This window comes from Streptomyces sp. NPDC001056 (assembly GCF_053598955.1).
Map to the genome: position 1 here is coordinate 120,313 of NZ_JBSFLI010000011.1, position 17,913 is coordinate 138,225.

The following is a 17,913-nucleotide window of genomic DNA, read 5'->3' on the forward strand; positions in this document are numbered from 1 at the left end:
GGGCGGGTGTCCACTGCGCGGACCGGTGGCTGGCCGTAGGCTGACCCCATGTCGACCTTCGCCAAGCGTGAACGGCTCCTGTTCGCCGACCTCTTGGAAACCGTGGGCCCGGACGCGCCGACTCTGTGCGAGGGCTGGCGGACCCGGGACCTGGCCGCGCACGTGATCGTGCGCGAGCGCCGCCCGGACGCGGCCGGGGGCGCGCTGATCAAGCAGCTCGCCGGGCGCCTGGAGAAGGTGATGGCGGAGTACACCGCGAAGCCGTACGAGGAGCTGATCCAGCTGATCCGTACCGGGCCGCCGCGGTTCTCGCCGTTCCAGGTCAAGCAGGTGGACGAGGCGGCGAACACGGTGGAGTTCTACGTCCACACCGAGGACGTGCGCCGGGCGCAGCCGGACTGGAGCGCGCGGGAGCTGGACCCGGTGTTCCAGGACGCGCTGTGGTCGCGCCTGGAGCGGACGGCGCGGCTGCTGGGGCGCGGGGTGCCGACGGGGCTGGTGCTGCGCCGGCCGGACGGGCAGACCGTGGTGGCGCACAAGGGCGCGCCGGTGGTCACGGCGACCGGGGAGCCGTCGGAGCTGCTGCTGTTCGCGTTCGGCCGGGACCGGGCGGCGCGGGTGGAGCTGGAGGGCGACGCGGACGCGATCGACAAACTGCACTCCTCCAAGCAGCTGGGGTTCTGACCAAGGAGGCCGGCCCGTGATCAAGGTCGCGATGACGGGGGTGTACGTGGACGACGTGGCGAAGGCGCACGCCTTCTACACGGAGGTCCTCGGCTTCGAGACCCGCACCCGCAGGGACCTCGGGGACGGCACCCCGTTCATCACGGTGGGCGCGCCCGAGGGCGGCCAGCCGGACCTCCAGCTGCTGCTCGAACCGGGCCAGGGCCCCATCGCCGACTCCTACCGCCGTGCGCTGTACGACGCGGGCATCCCCTGCATCGTCTTCTCCGTGGACGACCTCGCCGCCGAACACCGGCGCCTCAGCGGCCTGGGTGTCCGCTTCCCGCACGGACCGCGGGAGCAGGGACCGGTGCTGGCGGCGGTGTTCGACGACACGTGCGGCAATCTGGTGCAGCTGGTTCAGCCGAGAGGGTGAGCCTCAGCGGGGCAGTTCCGCGCGGCGCAGGGCCGGTGCGACGAGGGCGACGACCCCGCCGAGGGCGCACACCCCGGCGCCTGAGGCGAACACCGGGCCGGCCTCCCAGCGGGCCACGGACCAGCCGACCAGCGGGAAGGTGAGCGGCGCGACGCCGTAACTGACCAGCGTGGACACCGAGGTGACCCGGCCGACGTAGGCGGCGCCCGCGTTGCTCTGGACGAGCGCGGCGGCGAGGGCCCCGGAGAGGCCCGCGAGCAGTCCGACGACCAGGGCCGCACCGGCCGCGCCCGCGGCGGACGGGACACGTGCCAGGGCGGCGATCGCGAGGGCCCCGGCGATCGTCGAGGCGGCCATCACCCGCCCGGCGCACGGCACACGGCCGCGCCAGGCCAGCAGCACGGAGGCGCTTGCGGCACCGACGCCGAACCCGGCGAGCACCAGGCCCATGCCCGCGGAACCCCAGCCGCGCTCCTGGGAGAGCAGGGTCAGGCCGAGGTTCATGGGGCCGACGAAGCCCAGGTCGTTCAGGGCGATGGAGAGGACGAGGACGCGCAGGACGGGGTCGCGCCCGATGTGCCGCAGCCCGTCGCGCAGTTCGGCGAGGACCCCACGCCGTGCCGGTGCGTCCTGCGCCGGCAGCTGTCTCACCCGCACGGCGGACAGGGCGATCAGGGACGTGCCCATCAGAAGGGCGGCGAGCCCGAAGGCACCGCCGGTACCGCCCAGTGCGACGCCGAGCCCCCCGATCGGGCCGCCCAGCACAAGGGCGAGCCGGGTGCCGAGGCCGCGCATGCCCTGGACACGGGCGAGCTGGTCAGGCCCGACGAGCCGGGCGGGCAGGGCGCCGACGGCGGGCAGGAACACCGCGTCGACGACACCGAACAGCACGGCCACCGTCCCGAGGCCCCACAGCCCGGGGCGGGTGGCGAGCAGCAGTACGGCGGCCGTGAGGACCAGCACCGTGCGCGCTCCGGTGCTCGCCAGCACGACCCGGCGCGGCCCGTAGCGGTCGGCCACCACTCCCCCGCCCAGCATGAGCAGGGCCCGCGGGAGCGCGCTCGCCGCGGTGACGAGCCCGGCCTGGGCGGGGGTGCCGCCCTGGACGGCGGCCCAGGACAGCGCCAGGTAGTAGACGTTGTCGCCGACCGCGGAGCCGACGTAACCGCCCAGCCAGCGCAGGACGTTGCCGTCCCGGTGGGCGACGCGCTCGGGCCGGGACCCGGCGGGGGTGGACGCGACGGTCGAGCTCAAGGCGGGCTCCTGGTGAGGCCGGGAGGGGAACGGGTCGGGGCGGGCTCCTCGCGGAGCCGCGGCAGGGGCACGGTGGTGCACCGGCACGGTGGTGCGGCCCGGACACGGAACGGAAGGCGCCGATGCCACGGCGGCGCTCGGACCACAACGGATCGGAACACGGTGCCGAAGGCACTCGGGCACGCGGACACGGCACGGCACGCGGTGCCGCGGCGGCGTTCCGGCGCGGAGCGGGCGCGTGACGATGCCGCGGCGGGCCTCAGGCGCGGAACGGGAAGGCGTAGGTGTGCACGGCGACGTTCTCGCGGCCCGTCACGTCCCCGGCGGCCTCCGCGGCCCGGCCGCGCTCGTCGTAGCGCCGCAGCAGCGCGAGCATCTCCCCTGTCAGCTCGGCGAGTTCCGCGGCGGTGAGGCGCAGCGCGGACTCGGAGGACTCCGCCGCGTCGTTCCACTCCTCGCCCCAGTGGGCGCGCTCGTCCAGATAGCGCCGGTACATGTCGGCGCGCTGCTCGAAGAAGAGGCGGCTGGCGGCGGTGTGCGCGGCGGCCTTCTCGGGGGCGTCGCGGAAGTCCTCGTCCCGGATGGCGACGCCCTCGGACGCCGGCCGCCACCACCGCTCCCGCCCGTCCGCGCGCTGCGGCTCGGCCTCCTCGATGAGCTGGTGCTCGGCCAGCTTGCGCAGGTGGTAGCTGACCAGGGACACCGCCTCGTCCACCTGCTCGGCCAGCTGGGACGCGGTCGCGGTGCGGGCCAGGGTCAGGGCGCGGTACAGCTGGGCCCGCAGCGGATGCGCGAGCGCCTTCAGCGTGCCCACGTCCCTGATCCGGCGGTCTCTCTCCCTCTCCGTCATGACAGCCACCGTAGATACGAAAGAAATCTTGCGCAATATATTTTGCGCAAGATTTCTTTCGTATTGGGCATGAAAAGACCCCGGCGGCTCCGGCCACCGGGGTCCGACCTCCGATCGCGCCCCGCGTCAGCGCACCGGGTGCCCCGCCTCCCGCAGCGTCTCCTTCACCTCGCCGATCCGCAGATCGCCGAAGTGGAAGACGGAGGCGGCGAGCACCGCGTCCGCGCCCGCGGCGATGGCCGGCGGGAAGTGGGACAGCTTGCCGGCGCCGCCGGAGGCGATCACCGGGACGGAGACGTGCTTGCGGACGGCCGCGATCATCTCCAGGTCGTAGCCGTCCTTGGTGCCGTCGGCGTCCATCGAGTTCAGCAGGATCTCACCCGCGCCCAGCTCCGCGGCGCGGTGCGCCCACTCGACGGCGTCGATGCCGGTGCCCCGGCGGCCGCCGTGGGTGGTGACCTCGAAGGACCCGGACGAGCCGCCGCGGGAAGGGGTGCGGCGGGCGTCGACCGACAGCACCAGCACCTGGCGGCCGAAGCGCTCGGCGATCTCGCGGATCAGCTCGGGGCGGGCGATCGCCGCGGTGTTCACGCCCACCTTGTCGGCGCCCGCCCGCAGCAGCTTGTCCACGTCCTCGGCCGACCGGACGCCACCGCCCACGGTCAGCGGGATGAACACCTGCTCCGCGGTGCGGCGCACCACGTCGTACGTCGTCTCCCGGTCGCCCGAGGACGCGGTGATGTCCAGGAACGTCAGCTCGTCGGCGCCCTCGGCGTCGTACACCTTGGCCATCTCGACGGGGTCGCCCGCGTCGCGCAGGTTCTGGAAGTTGACGCCCTTGACGACCCGGCCGTTGTCGACGTCCAGGCAGGGGATGACTCGGACCGCCAGGGTCATGACTGCTCAGGCTCCTCTGAATGCTTCAAGCTCTACTTCGACCAGGATGCGCGGGTCGACGAAGCCCTCGACCACCAGCAGGGTCGACACCGGGCGCACGGAGTCGAACAACTCCTTGTGGGCCCGCCCGGCCTCGTCGACGTCGCGCACATGGTTCAGGAACATACGGGTCCGGATCACGGACTCGACGCCGAGCCCGAACTCCTTCAGCGCTTCGAGGGCGTTGCCGAAGGCGATCCGGGTCTGCTCGTACGGATCGCCCTCGCCGTACAGGACCGTGCCCTTGAAGGACGTGGTGCCGCCCACCGACACCCGGTCCCCCGCCGCGACGGCGCGTGCGAAACCGAAACTCTCTTCCCAGGGACTTCCGCTCTGCACCCGCCGTACGGCTTCCGACATCATGACGACACAGCCTCCAAGGCCTCTTCCAGGGTGAACGCCTTCGCGTACAGGGCCTTCCCGACGATGGAGCCCTCGACACCGAGGGGTACCAGCTCGGCGATGGCGCGCAGGTCGTCCAGGGACGACACGCCGCCGGAGGCCACGACCGGGCGGTCGGTGGCCGCGCACACGTTGCGCAGCAGCTCCAGGTTGGGGCCCTGGAGGGTGCCGTCCTTGGCGATGTCGGTGACGACGTAGCGCGCGCAGCCCTCCTTGTTCAGGCGGTCCAGCGTCTCGTAGAGGTCGCCGCCGTCGCGGGTCCAGCCGCGGCCGCGCAGGGTGGTGCCGCGCACGTCCAGGCCGACGGCGATCTTGTCGCCGTGCTCGGCGATCACCTTGGCGACCCACTCGGGGCTCTCCAGGGCGGCGGTGCCGAGGTTGACGCGGGTGCAGCCGGTGGCGAGGGCGGCGGCGAGGGTGTCGTCGTCGCGGATGCCGCCGGACAGCTCCACCTTGATGTCCATGGCCTTGGCGACCTCGGCGATCAGCGCGCGGTTGTCACCGGTGCCGAAGGCCGCGTCCAGGTCGACCAGGTGCAGCCACTCGGCGCCGGACCGCTGCCAGGCGAGGGCGGCCTCCAGCGGGGAGCCGTAGGAGGTCTCGGTCCCGGACTCGCCGTGGACGAGGCGTACGGCCTGGCCGTCGCGGACGTCGACGGCGGGGAGGAGTTCGAGCTTGGCCATGGTCTACAGGGTTCCGATCCAGTTGGTGAGGAGCTGGGCGCCGGCGTCGCCGGACTTCTCGGGGTGGAACTGGGTGGCCCACAGGGCACCGTTCTCCACCGCGGCCACGAAGGGCTTGCCGTGCGTGGCCCAGGTGACCTTGGGCGCGGCGATCACCGGGTTGTTGGTCTCCTGCGTCCATTCGTGGACGGCGTAGGAGTGCACGAAGTAGTAGCGGGCGTCGGGGTCCAGGCCCGCGAACAGCTCGGAGTCGGCGGGGGCGTCGACGGTGTTCCAGCCCATGTGGGGCACCACGTCGGCCTCCAGGGGTCCGACCGTTCCCGGCCATTCCTCCAGGCCCTCGGCCTCCACGCCGTGCTCGATGCCGCGCGCGAACAGGATCTGCATGCCGACGCAGATGCCCATCACCGGGCGCCCGCCGGACAGCCGGCGGTCCACGACCCAGTCACCGCGGGCGGCGCGCAGGCCCCGTATGCAGGCGGCGAAGGCGCCGACGCCCGGCACCAGCAGGCCGTCCGCGTTCATCGCCTTGTCGAAGTCGCGGGTGATCTCCACGTCGGCGCCGACCCGCGCGAGAGCGCGCTCGGCCGAGCGGACGTTGCCGAAGCCGTAGTCGAAGACCACGACCTTCTTCGCGGCAGCGCTCAATTCCACACCTCCAGCCGCATGACGCCCGCGACCAGGCACAGGCCGGCCGCGAGGGAGAGGAGCACGATCAGGCTCGTGGGCATCTTCTGCTTGGCGAAGGAGATGATGCCGCCGACCAGGAAGAGGCCGACGACGATCAGGATGGTCGACAGACCGGTCATGGGTTACAGCGCGCCCTTCGTCGACGGGAGGATGCCGGCCGCGCGCGGGTCGCGCTCGGAGGCATAACGCAGCGCCCGGGCCAGCGCCTTGAACTGGCACTCCACGATGTGGTGGGCGTTGCGTCCGTACGGTACGTGAACGTGCAGGGCGATCTGCGCCTGGGCCACGAACGACTCCAGGATGTGCCGGGTCATCGTGGTGTCGTACTCGCCGATCATCGGCGCCATGCGCTCGGGCTCGGTGTGCACGAGGTAGGGGCGGCCGGAGAGGTCGACGGTGACCTGGGCGAGGGACTCGTCCAGCGGGACCGTGCAGTTGCCGAAGCGGTAGATGCCCACCTTGTCGCCGAGCGCCTGCCGGAAGGCGGCGCCGAGCGCGAGGGCGGTGTCCTCGATGGTGTGGTGGGAGTCGATGTGCAGATCGCCGTCGGTCTTCACGGTGAGGTCGAACAGACCGTGGCGGCCGAGCTGGTCGAGCATGTGGTCGTAGAAGCCGACGCCCGTGGCGATGTCGGTCCGCCCGGTGCCGTCGAGGTCTATCTCGACCAGGACCGAGGTCTCCTTGGTGGTGCGCTCGACGCGCCCTGCGCGGCTCATGCCTCAAGCTCCTTCTTGACTTCCCGTACGGCGTCGAGGAACGCGTCGTTCTCCTCGGGCGTGCCCGCGGAGACCCGCAGCCACCCCGGCACGCCGTTGTCCCGGACCAGGACGCCCCGGTCGAGGATTCTCCGCCAGGCCTCGTGGGCGTCGGCGAACCGGCCGAACTGCACGAAGTTGGCGTCGGACTCGACGACGTCGTAGCCGATCGCGCGCAGCTCGGCGACCAGCCGGTCCCGCTCGGACTTCAGCTGCTCGACATAGCCGAGCAGGGTGTCGGTGTGCTCCAGCGCGGCCAGCGCGGTCGCCTGGGTGATCGCCGACAGGTGGTACGGCAGCCGGACCAGCTGGACGGCGTCCACGACGGCCGGGTCGGCCGCGAGGTAGCCGAGGCGCAGGCCCGCCGCGCCGAACGCCTTGGACATGGTGCGCGAGATCACCAGGTGCGGGCGGCCCGCGAGCAGCGGCAGCAGCGAGTCGCCGTGGCTGAACTCGACGTACGCCTCGTCCACGACCACCATCGACGGCTTGGCCGCCTGCGCCGCCTCGTACAGCGCGAGCACCGTCTCCGGCGGAACCGCGTTGCCCGTGGGGTTGTTGGGGGTGGTGATGAAGACGACGTCCGGCCTGTGCTCGGCGACGGCCTTCCCGGCGGCGGCGACGTCGATGCCGAAGTCCTCGGTGCGCGGCCCGGAGATCCAGCCGGTGCCGGTGCCGCGGGCGATGAGCGCGTGCATCGAGTACGACGGCTCGAAGCCGATCGCGGTGCGGCCGGGCCCGCCGAAGGTCTGGAGCAGCTGCTGGATGACCTCGTTCGAGCCGTTCGCCGCCCACACGTTGGCCAGGGTGAGCGGGAACCCGCCGGTCCTGGTGAGGTACCGGGCCAGCTCGGTGCGCAGCAGGACCGCGTCCCGGTCGGGGTAGCGGTTCAGGTCGCGGGCGGCCTCCCGGACCCGCTCCGCGATCCGCTCGACGAGCGGCTCGGGCAGCGGGTAGGGGTTCTCGTTCGTGTTCAGCCGTACCGGAACGTCCAACTGGGGCGCTCCGTAGGGGGACTTGCCGCGCAGCTCGTCCCGGATGGGGAGATCGTCGATCCTCACGTCGCTCACTTGCTTTCCGGTACCTTCCAGCCGAACCTCGCCTTGATCGCCGCACCGTGCGCCGGGAGGTCCTCCGCCTCCGCCAGCGTCACCACGTGGTGCGCGACCTCGGCCAGCGCGTCCTTGGTGTAGTCGACGATGTGGATGCCGCGCAGGAAGGACTGCACGGACAGGCCCGAGGAGTGGCAGGCGCAGCCGCCGGTGGGCAGCACGTGGTTGGACCCGGCCGCGTAGTCGCCGAGCGAGACGGGGGCCCAGGGGCCGATGAAGACCGCGCCCGCGTTGCGCACCCGGTCGGCGACGGCGGCGGAGTCGGCGGTCTGGATCTCCAGGTGCTCGGCACCGTAGGCGTCGACCACCTTCAGACCCTCCTCGACGCCGTCCACGAGGACGATCGCGGACTGCTTGCCCGCGAGGGCCGGGCGGATCCGGTCGTCGGTGTGCTTGGTGGCCTCGACCTGCGGCTCCAGTTCCTTCTCCACCGCGTCCGCGAGGTCGGGGGAGTCGGTGACGAGGACGGCGGCCGCGAGCGGGTCGTGCTCGGCCTGGCTGATCAGGTCCGCGGCCACGTGCACCGGGTCGGCGGTGTCGTCGGCGAGGATCGCGATCTCGGTGGGGCCGGCCTCGGTGTCGATGCCGATCCGGCCGGTGAAGTAGCGCTTGGCGGCGGCCACCCAGATGTTGCCGGGGCCGGTGACCATGTTGGCGGGCGGGCAGGACTCGGTGCCGTAGGCGAACATCGCGACGGCGGTGGCGCCGCCGGCCGCGTACACCTCGTCCACGCCGAGCAGCGCGCAGGCGGCCAGGATCGTCGGGTGCGGGAGCCCGTCGAACTCGGCCTGCGCCGGGGAGGCGAGCGCGATGGACTCGACACCGGCCTCCTGGGCCGGGACCGCGTTCATGATCACGGAGGAGGGGTAGACGGAGCGGCCGCCCGGCGCGTACAGCCCGACGCGCTCGACCGGAACCCACTTCTCGGTCACCGAGCCGCCGGGGACGACCTGGGTGGTGTGCGTCGTACGACGCTGCGCGCGGTGGACGAGGCGGGCGCGCCGGATGGACTCCTCCAGGGCGGCACGCACCTGCGGGTCGAGGCCGGCCAATGCGTCGGCGAGCGCCTGGGCCGGGACACGGACGGATTCCAGCCGTACTCCGTCGAACCTCTCCGCGAAGTCGATCAACGCCGCGTCGCCACGATGATGCACGTCCTCGCAGATCGGACGCACCTTCTCCAGGGCGGCCTGAACGTCGAAGTCGGCTCGGGGCAGCAGGTCACGCAGGGCGGGGCCCTCGGGGAGGGCGTCGCCGCGCAGATCGATTCGGGAAATCACAGTCCCAATTCTCTCAGACCGCCGTCCGTCGTCGTCCGCACGTATCAGTGGCTGATACAGGACATGGACCAATGCCTGGTACATACGCTGGCCGGAACCCGGAAGATCCCCTTCACCCCTGGTGTTCCGGGTGTCACTCAGCGGGCATCAACGGCTGGACGAAACACCCGAACAGCGGAGAAAGAAGGAACAGCGGTGACCGAGGGGACCGGCTTCGCCGCCGGGGACCTGCCGGACGACCTGACCGCGGCCGAGGCGGGCATGTGGCAGGCCTTCCGCAACGGCAGTGTGTACGACCTGAGCAGCGGCGACCGCGTCGTGGACGACCCGCACGGCGGGCATCCGTGGGGGCCCGAGCGGTCCGTGCGGGCGCGCGTCCTGTGCTGGCTGCTCCTGGACGGGCCGCCGGCGCTGGCCGGGCGGGTGTCCGCGCTGAAGCTCGCCGGGGTGCGCGTCACCGGCACCCTGGATCTGGCGGGCGGCAGCGTGCGCCCGTACACCGAGCTGCGCGACTGCCGCTTCGACGACCAGGTGCTGGTGCCGGAGGCGCGGTTCAGCACGCTGCGCCTGGTGAACTGCTCGGTGCCGCGCCTGGAGGCGGCCCGGGTGCACACCGAGGGCGATCTGCATCTGCCGCGCTGCCGGTTCCAGAACGGGGTCCGGCTGACCGACGCGCGCATCGGCACCGATCTGCTGCTCAACCAGGCGATCGTGTACCGGGACCGCAGCGGCCGGTCGATCTCGGCGGACGGCCTGTCGGTCGGCCAGGACCTCCAGGCCGAGCTGCTGGAGTCGCACGGCGAACTGCGGCTGCGCGGCGCCCAGATCGGGGTCTCGCTGAGCCTGCGCGGTGCGCGGCTGTCCAACCCGTACTCCCGGCTGGCCCTGAACGCACCCCAGCTCAGCGTGGAGCGCACCCTGTACCTGACCCCGGCGGGGGTGGGGAACCCGCTGCTCAGCGGCACCACACCGGCGCGCGGCACCCGGATACAGCGGTTCGAGTGCCAGGGCGGGCTGCGGCTGGACGACGGGCGGTTCGGGGACGCGGTGGACCTGGAGCGGGCCCGGTTCACCCTCACGGACGACCAGGAGCTGTCGCTGCGCCGGGTGCACGCGCCCGAGCTGCGCTTCCTCGGGGACGGTCCGCAGTGCGGCAAGGTGGTCCTCTCCGGGGCGCGGATCGTGAACCTGGTGGACCGCGCGGGCGCCTGGCCGGGCGCCGGGCGGCTGCACATGGGCGGCTTCACCTACGAGAACCTGGTGCCGCAGGGGCCGTTCCCGCTGACCCGGCGCCTGGACTGGATAGCCGCGGCCACCGCCGAGTACGCCCCGGAGCCGTACGAGCGGCTGGCCGCGGTGCTGCGGGGGGCCGGGGAGGACGAGGACGCCCGTGAGGTGCTGCTCGCCAAGCAGCGCAGACGCCGCGAGACGCTGCCGCTGGCGGGCAAGCTCTGGGGCTACGCCCAGGACCTGGCGGTCGCGTACGGCTACCGGCCCGGCCGCGCCGCGGTCTGGATGGCGGTCCTCTGGGCGGCGGGCACCCTGGCTTTCTCCCATGCCGCCCACCCCCCGATGAACCACGACGACCACCCCTACTGGAGCCCGGCCCTGTTCACCCTGGACCTGCTGCTGCCGGTCATCGACCTCGGCCAGGTCGGCGAGTGGCAGTTGCGCGGCGCCTGGCAGTGGCTGGCGGCCGCGATGATCCTGCTCGGCTGGATCCTGGCGACGACGGTGGCGGCGGGGGCGACCCGGCTGCTGCGGCGCGGCTGACGCGCGGGCCTGTCCGCGCGGACCCGGGCCGGACGCACCAGGACACATGTCCGTGAAGATCCTCCTTCCGTGAAGATCCTTCTCCCGCCGGACAAAAGTCGAACAGTCGCCCTTTACCGGCCCTTGACCTTTGGGCGTACAACCTTCCCCGACTTCCCCCAACCCTCTGGCGCGGCCCCGACCTGCGGACTTTCAATGGTCCGCACCATGGTTCCGCTACCCGCGTTCATCCGCCGCTCCTGGCCGTCCCGACGTTCCGCGCGCCCGGCCGGAGGGATCGGTCCCGGGGAGGAGGCCGTGCTCGACGCGCCCGACGACCGGCTCTCGCCCGCGCTGGTCGCGGCCGGTCGGGGCGAGTACCGGGCCGCGGCCGAGCTGCTGGCCGGCACCCGGGCCGCGGCCGAATGGGAGAACCACGACCGTTACGCCCGGCGGCTGGCCGCCTTCGCCCGGCTGCGGCCGGAGTGGTTCGAGGAGTGGCGGACGGCCGAGCCGGACGACCCGGGCGCCCTGCTGGTCGCGGCCCAGCTGGCCGTGGACCGGGTGTGGACCTCGCCGGCCCGCGCGGAGCTGCTGCGCGAGGTCAGCCCGCTGATCACGGCCGCCGCGCGGGCCGACGACCGGGACCCGGTGCCCTGGCGGATCGCCCTGGACCACGCGCGCGGCTCGCGGGCCGGGCACCGGTACTTCGAGGAGCTGTGGGAGGCGGCGCTGCGCCGCGCCCCGCACCACTACGGCTGCCATGTGGCCGCCCTGCGCTACCTGGCCGCGTTCTGCTGCGTGCGCTGGGGCGACACGCCGCACGTGCCGAGCACCGCGCACCGCGAGTGCTTCGACTTCGCCGAGCTGGCCGCGCAGGACGCCCCGGCGGACTCGCTGGTGCAGATGCTTCCCGCGTGGGCCGCCGTCGGCTATCTGACCGAGGGCGGCGGCCCCGGGGTGGCCCGGGAGCGGCTGGACTCGGCGGCCGACCGCGCGATCGCCCTGTCGGCGCGGTTCGCGGCGGCCGACCCGTGGCCCGCGGGGGTGCGCAACAAACTGCTGTACGTGCTGCTGCGCCTGGACCGCCGGGAGGACGCCCGCGCCCAGCTGCGGCTGATCGGCCCGTATGTGACCTCCTGCCCCTGGGACCGGTTCTCGGACGACCCGCTCGGCCACTTCCTGCGCCTGCGCGAACACCTGCTGTCGGGGGCCGACACGCCCGCTCCGGCCGGGCTGCTGCCGGTGCCCGAGGACGTCCTGCCCGGGCACCGCGGGCACGGCCGCGCCGCCGACCATTAGGCTGGGGCGCCGTGACCACCGTCCGTCTGCCGCTCTTCCCGCTCAACACGGTCCTCTTCCCGGGGCTCGTGCTGCCGCTGAACGTCTTCGAGGAGCGTTATCGCGCCATGATGCGCGAACTGCTGAAGACCCCCGAGGAGGAGCCGCGGCGGTTCGCCGTCGTGGCCATCCGCGACGGGTACGAGGTGGCGCCGAGCGCCCCCGGCATGCCCGACCCCACGGCCGAGCCCGCGCGGGGGCCGGCCGCGGGCTTCGGACCCGACCCGCTCGCGGCCTTCCACCAGGTGGGCTGCATCGCGGACGCGGCGACCATCCGGGAGCGCACCGGCGGCACCTTCGAGGTGCTCGCGACCGGCACGACCCGGGTGCGGCTGCTGTCCGTGGACGCCTCGGGCCCCTTCCTGACGGCCGAGCTGGAGGAGCTGGCGGAGGAGCCCGGCGACGAGGCGGGGGCGCTCGCGGAGGGCGTGCTGCGGGCCTTTCGGCAGTACCAGAAGCGGCTGGCGGGGGCGCGGGAGCGCTCGCTCGCGACGAGCGCCGAGCTGCCGGACGACCCGAGCGTGGTGTCGTACCTGGTGGCGGCCGCGATGGTGCACGACACGCCGACCAAGCAGCGGCTGCTTCAGGCGCCGGACACCGCGTCCCGGCTGCGGGACGAGCTGAAGATCCTGCGCGGCGAGACCGCCATCATCCGTAATCTGCCGTCGTTGCCCGCGTTCGAGCTGACGCGGACGCCGACCAGTCTGAACTGAGTCGAGAACCCATGGCGAAGAAGTCGAAGAAGCAGCAGGGCAAAGGGGCGGGAACTCCGGCGACGGTCGCGCTGACCACCGCGGGCGTGGAGTTCACGGTCCACGCCTACGACCACGACCCCGCCCACCCCTCCTACGGCGAGGAGGCCGCGGAGGCGATGGGGGTCTCCCCCGACCGGGTCTTCAAGACCCTGGTGGCCGACGTGGACGGCGCGCTGGTCGTCGGCGTGGTCCCGGTCGCCGGCACCCTCGACCTCAAGGCCCTGGCCGCCGCGGTGGGCGGCAAGCGCGCCGCCATGGCCGACCCGACGCTGGCCGAGCGCACCACCGGCTATGTCCGCGGCGGTATCTCCCCGCTCGGCCAGCGCAAGAAGCTCACCACCGTCCTGGACGACTCGGCCTCCGCCCATCCGACGATCTGCGTCTCGGCGGGGCGGCGGGGACTTGAGGTGGAGCTGGCGCCCGAGGACCTGGCGAAGCTGACGGAGGCGTTGCTCGCGCCCATCGGGCGGGGCTGAGCGGGCGGCCCGCCGGGCGGTGCCGGGGCCTACGGGGCGGGCGTCACCGGCGCGTCGCCCGGGTACCGCGGTTCGGGGTCACGGGGGCCGAACAGCGCCGTCAGGCCGAGGTGGACCAGCACCGCGGCGAACGACCACGACAGCAGCGCCGCCTTCGCGCCGAGGCGCAGCGGGGCCGGGAAGGTGACGCCCTTGCCGACCGCCCGCGCGTGGGCGATCACGTTCGACGTGGGGCCCAGCCAGACGCCGAGCCGCCAGGCCAGCAGGGAGCCGAGCAGACCGCCGAGTCCCAGGCCGACGACGAGCGGTACGCCGCCGCGCCTGCGCCACAGGAACACCGCCAGCCCGCTCACCGCGCCGAACGCCAGCGCCAGCAGGGTGAACGTGCCGTCCACCCCGATCGCCTGCTCGCCCTCGGTGTCCTTGAGATAGACCACCCAGCTCTTGCCCGACTGGTCGCCGACCAGCGGCACATGCGGCGCCAACCGCCACCACAGCAGCCCGAGCAGCGCCCCGCACACCGTCACCAGCACGGTGATCACGGCGCCCTCGCGCGCTTCGGTCCTCATCCCGGGGCCGTCCTCTTCGTGGGCGCCCACGACCGGCGCCCCGGCGGGCGGCGCCTGCCAGACCTGGCGCGCGGAGTGGTCGTGCGGGGGCGGTGGCGGATTCAGCGGTGCGGTCACCCTGCCATCGTGCCAGGTCGGCCTGTGCGCCGCGTCACCGGACGGCGGCCCTGCGGTACGCCCACGCCGCCACGGCCAGCGAGACCACCCCGACCCCCGCGCACACCCCCAGGTCAGCGAGGACGACGGCCCAGTCCGGGTGCGCCCCGAACGTGCCGGCGTACGCCTCCACGCCGTAGGTGGAGGGCAGCAGATCGCGCGCCAGCCGGACGATCTCCGGCATCCGGTCGGCCGGCAGCACCCCGAGCAGCAGCGCCGCCGACATGCCGAGCTGCCCGAGCAGCGTGGCCAGCTCGGGGCGGGGCGCCAGCAGCCCCAGCGCCGCGCCGAGCCCGGACAGCGCGGCCCCGGCGAGCGGTACGACGGCCAGCAGGACCCACAGGTTGGACAGCGGCAGCCCGAACAGCACACAGCCGAAGGCGGCGGTCACCAGCGTCCCCGGCACGGTGAAGGAGGCGTACGCCGCCGCCACGCCCAGCACCACCGCGGCCGGCGGCACCGGCAGCGTGGCGTAGTGGTCGAGCCCGCCGCCGGCCCGCAGCTGCCCGAAGTACTGGGCCAGCAGATTGAGCGCGACGAAGGCGACGACCAGCACGGACGAGCCGGCCACCACGGACCGCGCCTCGAAGCCGTTGTCGACCACGCCGCGCATCATCACGGTGATGCCGACGGACTGGAAGGTCGCCACGAACAGCAGCGGGATCCGGGCCACCCGGGCCCGGGACAGCTGCGCCCGGTACACGGCCGCCAGCGAAGGCCACAGCCGCGCCGCGGGGGCCAGCTCGGCCGCGACCGGCCCCGCCTCCGGCACGGTCCGCGCTCCGTCCGGCAGCACCTGCGCGGGTACGACACTCACGACGAGCAGCTCCTCTTCCCTGCGGCGGTCGTACCGACCCCGTTGCGCACGGCGGCCCGTGCGGCCCGTGTGCTCATGCCTTCACCAGCCCCTGCCGCGCGGCGCCGCCCAGCGCCAGATAGACGTCCTCCAGGCTGGGCGTGGCGAGCGTGAAGTCGTCCAGCGCGGCGAAGGCGGCACCGCCGGTCACCGTGGCGACGGCGGCGCGGGCCTCCTCGGGCGCGAGCCGCAGCGTCCAGCGCCGCCCCGATTCCACCGCGCGCTCGCGCAGCACGGCGACCTCGGGCACGTCCAGCGGCGCCCGCTCCCGCCACACCAGTTCCACCCGTACCTCGCCCGCGACCTGTTCCTTGAGCCCGGCGGGGGTGTCGCAGGCGATGACCCGGCCCCGGTCGAGCACGGCGACCCGGTCGAGCACGGTCTCGGCCTCGATGACGTTGTGGGTGACCAGGAGGACGGTGGTGCCGCGTTCGGCGCGGCGCCGGTCCACGGCCGCCCAGACCGCGCGCCGGGCCACCGGGTCCATGCCGGTCGTGGGCTCGTCCAGGACCAGCAGCGGGCGCTCGCCGACGAGGGCGGCGGCGAAGCAGGCGAGCCGCCGCTGCCCGCCGGACAGCTTCTTCAGGGCCCGTCCGGCGATCGGGGTGAGGCCCAGCTCCTCCAGTACGGCGTCCCGCTCGGCCCGCGCCGTGCGGGCGTCCAGGCCGCGCAGGCGTCCGGTGGTCTCGGCGGCGAGGGAGACGGTCAGCTCGTCCAGGGCGGTGGACTCCTGACCGAGGTAGGCGAGGAGGCGCGCCGCGCGCTCGGGATGGCGCACGATGTCGTGGCCGAGGATCTCGACGCTGCCCGCGTCGGGGCGCAGCAGCCCGGTGAGCTGGCGTACGAGGGTGGACTTGCCGGCGCCGTTGGGGCCGAGCAGCCCGAAGATCTCCCCGCGCCGTACGTCCAGCTCAAGGGCGTCGGTGGCCCGCACCTCGGGCGTGCCCGGGGCGCCGCGGCGGCCCTTGACGGCCGGATAGGTCTTGCGGAGCCCGCGCACGCGGACGACCTCGTCCTGCCGAAGTGCCTGCCCCACACGCGTACTCACAAAGGGAGAGGGTACGGGGTCGGGGGCCTTTACTCGCCCTTGGGGCCACCCGGGCCGCCACCGCCCGGGGCCCTCGTCCCTGGTCGGGACGGTGCCGCGGCCCCGTCCGGACCAGAGGCCACGCCACGGTCGGGCGGAGGGCCGTGCCGCCGGCCTCGGACCCGGGTTCGCCCCGGGCCCCGTCCCCGGCTCACTCCCCCGCGCTCGCGTGCTCCGCCGCGGCCGGGATGTCGAACTCGCGCCAGAAGCCTGCCCGGATGGCGTAACGGTCGTGCTCGTCGATCTGGTCGTCCTTGTGCGCGAGCAGGCCGAAGCGGGCCGCGTAGCGCAACAGCTCCCCGTCGATGCGGTGCGGGATGCGCGGGTACATCTGGGACAGCCGCTGCAGATGGCTCTGGTCGCCGAGCCGGGACATCCAGCGGCGGGCGAAGACCTGCCCCACCTCGTACGGATCGCCGCCGACGGTGGTGATGTCCTCCTCGCGGTCGGCCCAGCGCTGCTCGGCCGTGGTGAGCTGGGCGAGCGTCGGCATGGCGGCGGCCTCGGCCGGTTCGGGCACCGCGCCGGGCCGGTCCACCCAGCCCTTGTCGGAGGACCAGCGCAGGGTCGCGGTGGCCGGGTGCTGGACGGGCTGGGCGGCGCCGGGGGCACGCAGCGCGGCGAGGTCCTTGGGGGTGGGGACGCCCTTGGACGCGGGCGACCGCTCCTGGCCGCCGTTCTCGCCGGCGGTGGCCGACGGGCGCGCCCCCTGCCCGGCGGGGCGCTCGGCGGCCGCGGCGAGCGCGGACTCGGGCAGCGGGGCGGAGAGGATCGCGGCGATCTCGGGCCGGGGCGCGGGCGGCGGGGCGCAGACGCCGGTCAGTTCCTTCGCCCGGACGGCCTGGGTGATCCAGGCCCGGTCGAGCACGCGCCGCTCGTCGGCCTCGGCGACCAGGTCCTCGGACTGGTTGTAGTCGCCGTCGGCCGCCTGCACGGCCCACAGGTGCACGGCGACACCGTGCTCCTTGGCCGCCATCATGCCCGGCAGCAGATCGCCGTCGCCGGTGACGAGGACGACGTCGGAGCAGGCCCGGTTGCGGGCCAGCTCGGTCAGCTCGGCGTGCATGGCGGCGTCCACGCCCTTCTGCGCCCAGCGTCCGTCGCTGCGTGTGAGGGCGCCCAGCCGGACGGTGACCCGGGGCATGACGCGCAGACGGCGGTGCTCCGGCTGGGGAACGCGGTCGGGGGCGCCGTCGAACCAGTAGATGCGCAGCAGGGGCCGCTCGGTGTCGGACTCCGCGCGCTCGCGCAGCGCCTGGATCAGTGCGGCGTGGTCGACGGTGATCCGGGACCGCGAGGGCTCACCCGCGAGGAGGCTGGCGGCTGCGCCCAGCAGGTACCCGGCGTCCACCAGGACGATGCAGCGGTCCACGCGACTCACCCTCTTCCCGGGAGGTATTGCTTCGGACTTCCTTCGAGTCTGCCCGACCACGCGGGGGTTAACGGCCTGAACTCGATCTTCGGCGTGGCGTTTGCGGCCCCCGCCGGCCAACCTACCCTGTCACACAGGGTAATTGTCCGACATGCGATCGATGTCGGCGTATGTGAATCTGGTCCCGGTCCTGGCCCCTAGATCCCCCACAGGAGGCAGATCACCATGGCCAAGAACAAGAACCGCAAGCAGGGTGGCTCGCAGAACCGCGCCGCGCAGCAGTCCGGCCCGGCCCACGAGCACGCGCAGCGTTCCCCGGAGCACGAGTCCCCGGTGTCGCACATCCAGGGCAGCGCCTCGGACACCGCGCACGGCAAGAAGCAGAAGAGCTTCGGCCACAACTAAAGGGCAGTTGACGCCCATTGCGTGAAACGAGGGGCGCACCCGCTTGCGGGTGCGCCCCTTCGCGCTGACGACGGCGCCGGGTC

At 73.5% G+C, this 17,913-nt stretch carries 21 protein-coding genes; 7 read left to right on the forward strand and 14 right to left on the reverse strand.

Features of this window, described 5'->3' with window-relative positions:
* Positions 1 to 48: 48 nt before the first annotated feature.
* Complete coding sequence (locus tag ACWDD7_RS15910) at positions 49 to 684, forward strand: TIGR03085 family metal-binding protein (RefSeq protein WP_351873778.1); 636 nt, start codon at positions 49 to 51, stop codon at positions 682 to 684.
* A gap of 16 nt (positions 685 to 700) precedes the next feature.
* The gene (locus tag ACWDD7_RS15915) at positions 701 to 1,099 is read left to right on the forward strand and encodes a VOC family protein (protein ID WP_351873781.1); all 399 of its coding nucleotides are present in this window, start codon (positions 701 to 703) and stop codon (positions 1,097 to 1,099) included.
* Between the two features lie 3 nt (positions 1,100 to 1,102).
* Here ACWDD7_RS15915 and ACWDD7_RS15920 read toward each other — a convergent pair whose 3' ends face one another.
* The 10 genes from ACWDD7_RS15920 to hisD all read right to left on the reverse strand — a co-directional run bounded on the left by ACWDD7_RS15920 (position 1,103) and on the right by hisD (position 9,061).
* On the reverse strand, positions 1,103 to 2,353 hold the full coding sequence (locus tag ACWDD7_RS15920) for an MFS transporter (RefSeq protein ID WP_450457728.1): 1,251 nt from the start codon (positions 2,351 to 2,353) through the stop codon (positions 1,103 to 1,105).
* Between the two features lie 259 nt (positions 2,354 to 2,612).
* Positions 2,613 to 3,203, reverse strand: coding sequence for an ArsR/SmtB family transcription factor (locus ACWDD7_RS15925; RefSeq protein ID WP_351873787.1), 591 nt, complete (start codon positions 3,201 to 3,203; stop codon positions 2,613 to 2,615).
* Between the two features lie 126 nt (positions 3,204 to 3,329).
* Entirely contained in the window at positions 3,330 to 4,100 is a 771-nt protein-coding gene (hisF, locus tag ACWDD7_RS15930) for an imidazole glycerol phosphate synthase subunit HisF (RefSeq protein WP_351873790.1), read from the reverse strand.
* A gap of 6 nt (positions 4,101 to 4,106) precedes the next feature.
* Positions 4,107 to 4,502 (reverse strand): RidA family protein, encoded by a 396-nt coding sequence (locus ACWDD7_RS15935; RefSeq protein ID WP_450457730.1) that lies wholly within the window; start codon positions 4,500 to 4,502, stop codon positions 4,107 to 4,109.
* Positions 4,499 to 5,224, reverse strand: a complete 726-nt coding sequence (priA, locus tag ACWDD7_RS15940; protein ID WP_351873796.1) for a bifunctional 1-(5-phosphoribosyl)-5-((5-phosphoribosylamino)methylideneamino)imidazole-4-carboxamide isomerase/phosphoribosylanthranilate isomerase PriA — start codon at positions 5,222 to 5,224, stop codon at positions 4,499 to 4,501. Before priA ends, ACWDD7_RS15935 begins: the two co-directional genes overlap by 4 nt.
* Positions 5,225 to 5,227: 3 nt before the next feature.
* Entirely contained in the window at positions 5,228 to 5,878 is a 651-nt protein-coding gene (hisH, locus tag ACWDD7_RS15945) for an imidazole glycerol phosphate synthase subunit HisH (RefSeq protein ID WP_450457731.1), read from the reverse strand.
* A complete protein-coding gene (locus ACWDD7_RS15950; protein ID WP_285553840.1) occupies positions 5,869 to 6,033 on the reverse strand; it encodes a hypothetical protein in 165 nt (54 codons plus the stop codon). Before ACWDD7_RS15950 ends, hisH begins: the two co-directional genes overlap by 10 nt.
* 3 nt (positions 6,034 to 6,036) lie before the next feature.
* Positions 6,037 to 6,630: an imidazoleglycerol-phosphate dehydratase HisB gene (hisB, locus tag ACWDD7_RS15955; RefSeq protein WP_351873802.1), complete on the reverse strand. Its 594-nt coding sequence runs from the start codon at positions 6,628 to 6,630 to the stop codon at positions 6,037 to 6,039.
* Positions 6,627 to 7,739, reverse strand: coding sequence for a histidinol-phosphate transaminase (locus tag ACWDD7_RS15960; protein WP_450457733.1), 1,113 nt, complete (start codon positions 7,737 to 7,739; stop codon positions 6,627 to 6,629). Before ACWDD7_RS15960 ends, hisB begins: the two co-directional genes overlap by 4 nt.
* Positions 7,736 to 9,061: a histidinol dehydrogenase gene (gene hisD / locus ACWDD7_RS15965; protein ID WP_351873807.1), complete on the reverse strand. Its 1,326-nt coding sequence runs from the start codon at positions 9,059 to 9,061 to the stop codon at positions 7,736 to 7,738. The genes ACWDD7_RS15960 and hisD overlap by 4 nt, the downstream gene beginning before the upstream one ends.
* Before the next feature lie 195 nt (positions 9,062 to 9,256).
* Between hisD and ACWDD7_RS15970 the strand changes: the two genes are divergently transcribed.
* The 4 genes from ACWDD7_RS15970 to ybaK all read left to right on the forward strand — a co-directional run bounded on the left by ACWDD7_RS15970 (position 9,257) and on the right by ybaK (position 13,385).
* Positions 9,257 to 10,834: an oxidoreductase gene (locus tag ACWDD7_RS15970; RefSeq protein ID WP_450457734.1), complete on the forward strand. Its 1,578-nt coding sequence runs from the start codon at positions 9,257 to 9,259 to the stop codon at positions 10,832 to 10,834.
* 195 nt (positions 10,835 to 11,029) lie between these two features.
* Positions 11,030 to 12,115 (forward strand): hypothetical protein, encoded by a 1,086-nt coding sequence (locus tag ACWDD7_RS15975; RefSeq protein WP_450457735.1) that lies wholly within the window; start codon positions 11,030 to 11,032, stop codon positions 12,113 to 12,115.
* Between the two features lie 11 nt (positions 12,116 to 12,126).
* A complete protein-coding gene (locus tag ACWDD7_RS15980) occupies positions 12,127 to 12,867 on the forward strand; it encodes an LON peptidase substrate-binding domain-containing protein (RefSeq protein WP_450457736.1) in 741 nt (246 codons plus the stop codon).
* 11 nt (positions 12,868 to 12,878) lie between these two features.
* Positions 12,879 to 13,385: a Cys-tRNA(Pro) deacylase gene (gene ybaK / locus ACWDD7_RS15985; protein ID WP_450457737.1), complete on the forward strand. Its 507-nt coding sequence runs from the start codon at positions 12,879 to 12,881 to the stop codon at positions 13,383 to 13,385.
* Between the two features lie 29 nt (positions 13,386 to 13,414).
* Here ybaK and ACWDD7_RS15990 read toward each other — a convergent pair whose 3' ends face one another.
* The 4 genes from ACWDD7_RS15990 to ACWDD7_RS16005 form a co-directional block, all read right to left on the reverse strand.
* Positions 13,415 to 14,071: an AAA family ATPase gene (locus tag ACWDD7_RS15990; protein WP_450457738.1), complete on the reverse strand. Its 657-nt coding sequence runs from the start codon at positions 14,069 to 14,071 to the stop codon at positions 13,415 to 13,417.
* A 34-nt stretch (positions 14,072 to 14,105) separates the two neighbouring features.
* The gene (locus ACWDD7_RS15995) at positions 14,106 to 14,927 is read right to left on the reverse strand and encodes an ABC transporter permease (protein WP_450457739.1); all 822 of its coding nucleotides are present in this window, start codon (positions 14,925 to 14,927) and stop codon (positions 14,106 to 14,108) included.
* A 73-nt stretch (positions 14,928 to 15,000) separates the two neighbouring features.
* Positions 15,001 to 16,014 (reverse strand): ABC transporter ATP-binding protein, encoded by a 1,014-nt coding sequence (locus tag ACWDD7_RS16000; RefSeq protein ID WP_351873828.1) that lies wholly within the window; start codon positions 16,012 to 16,014, stop codon positions 15,001 to 15,003.
* A gap of 190 nt (positions 16,015 to 16,204) precedes the next feature.
* Positions 16,205 to 17,425 (reverse strand): NYN domain-containing protein, encoded by a 1,221-nt coding sequence (locus ACWDD7_RS16005; protein ID WP_450457740.1) that lies wholly within the window; start codon positions 17,423 to 17,425, stop codon positions 16,205 to 16,207.
* 225 nt (positions 17,426 to 17,650) lie between these two features.
* On the opposite strand from ACWDD7_RS16005, the gene ACWDD7_RS16010 reads away from it, so the two are divergent.
* Positions 17,651 to 17,830 carry a hypothetical protein gene (locus tag ACWDD7_RS16010; RefSeq protein WP_285553863.1) on the forward strand — a complete coding sequence of 60 codons (180 nt, stop codon included), beginning with the start codon at positions 17,651 to 17,653 and terminating at the stop codon, positions 17,828 to 17,830.
* Positions 17,831 to 17,913 lie beyond the last annotated feature (83 nt).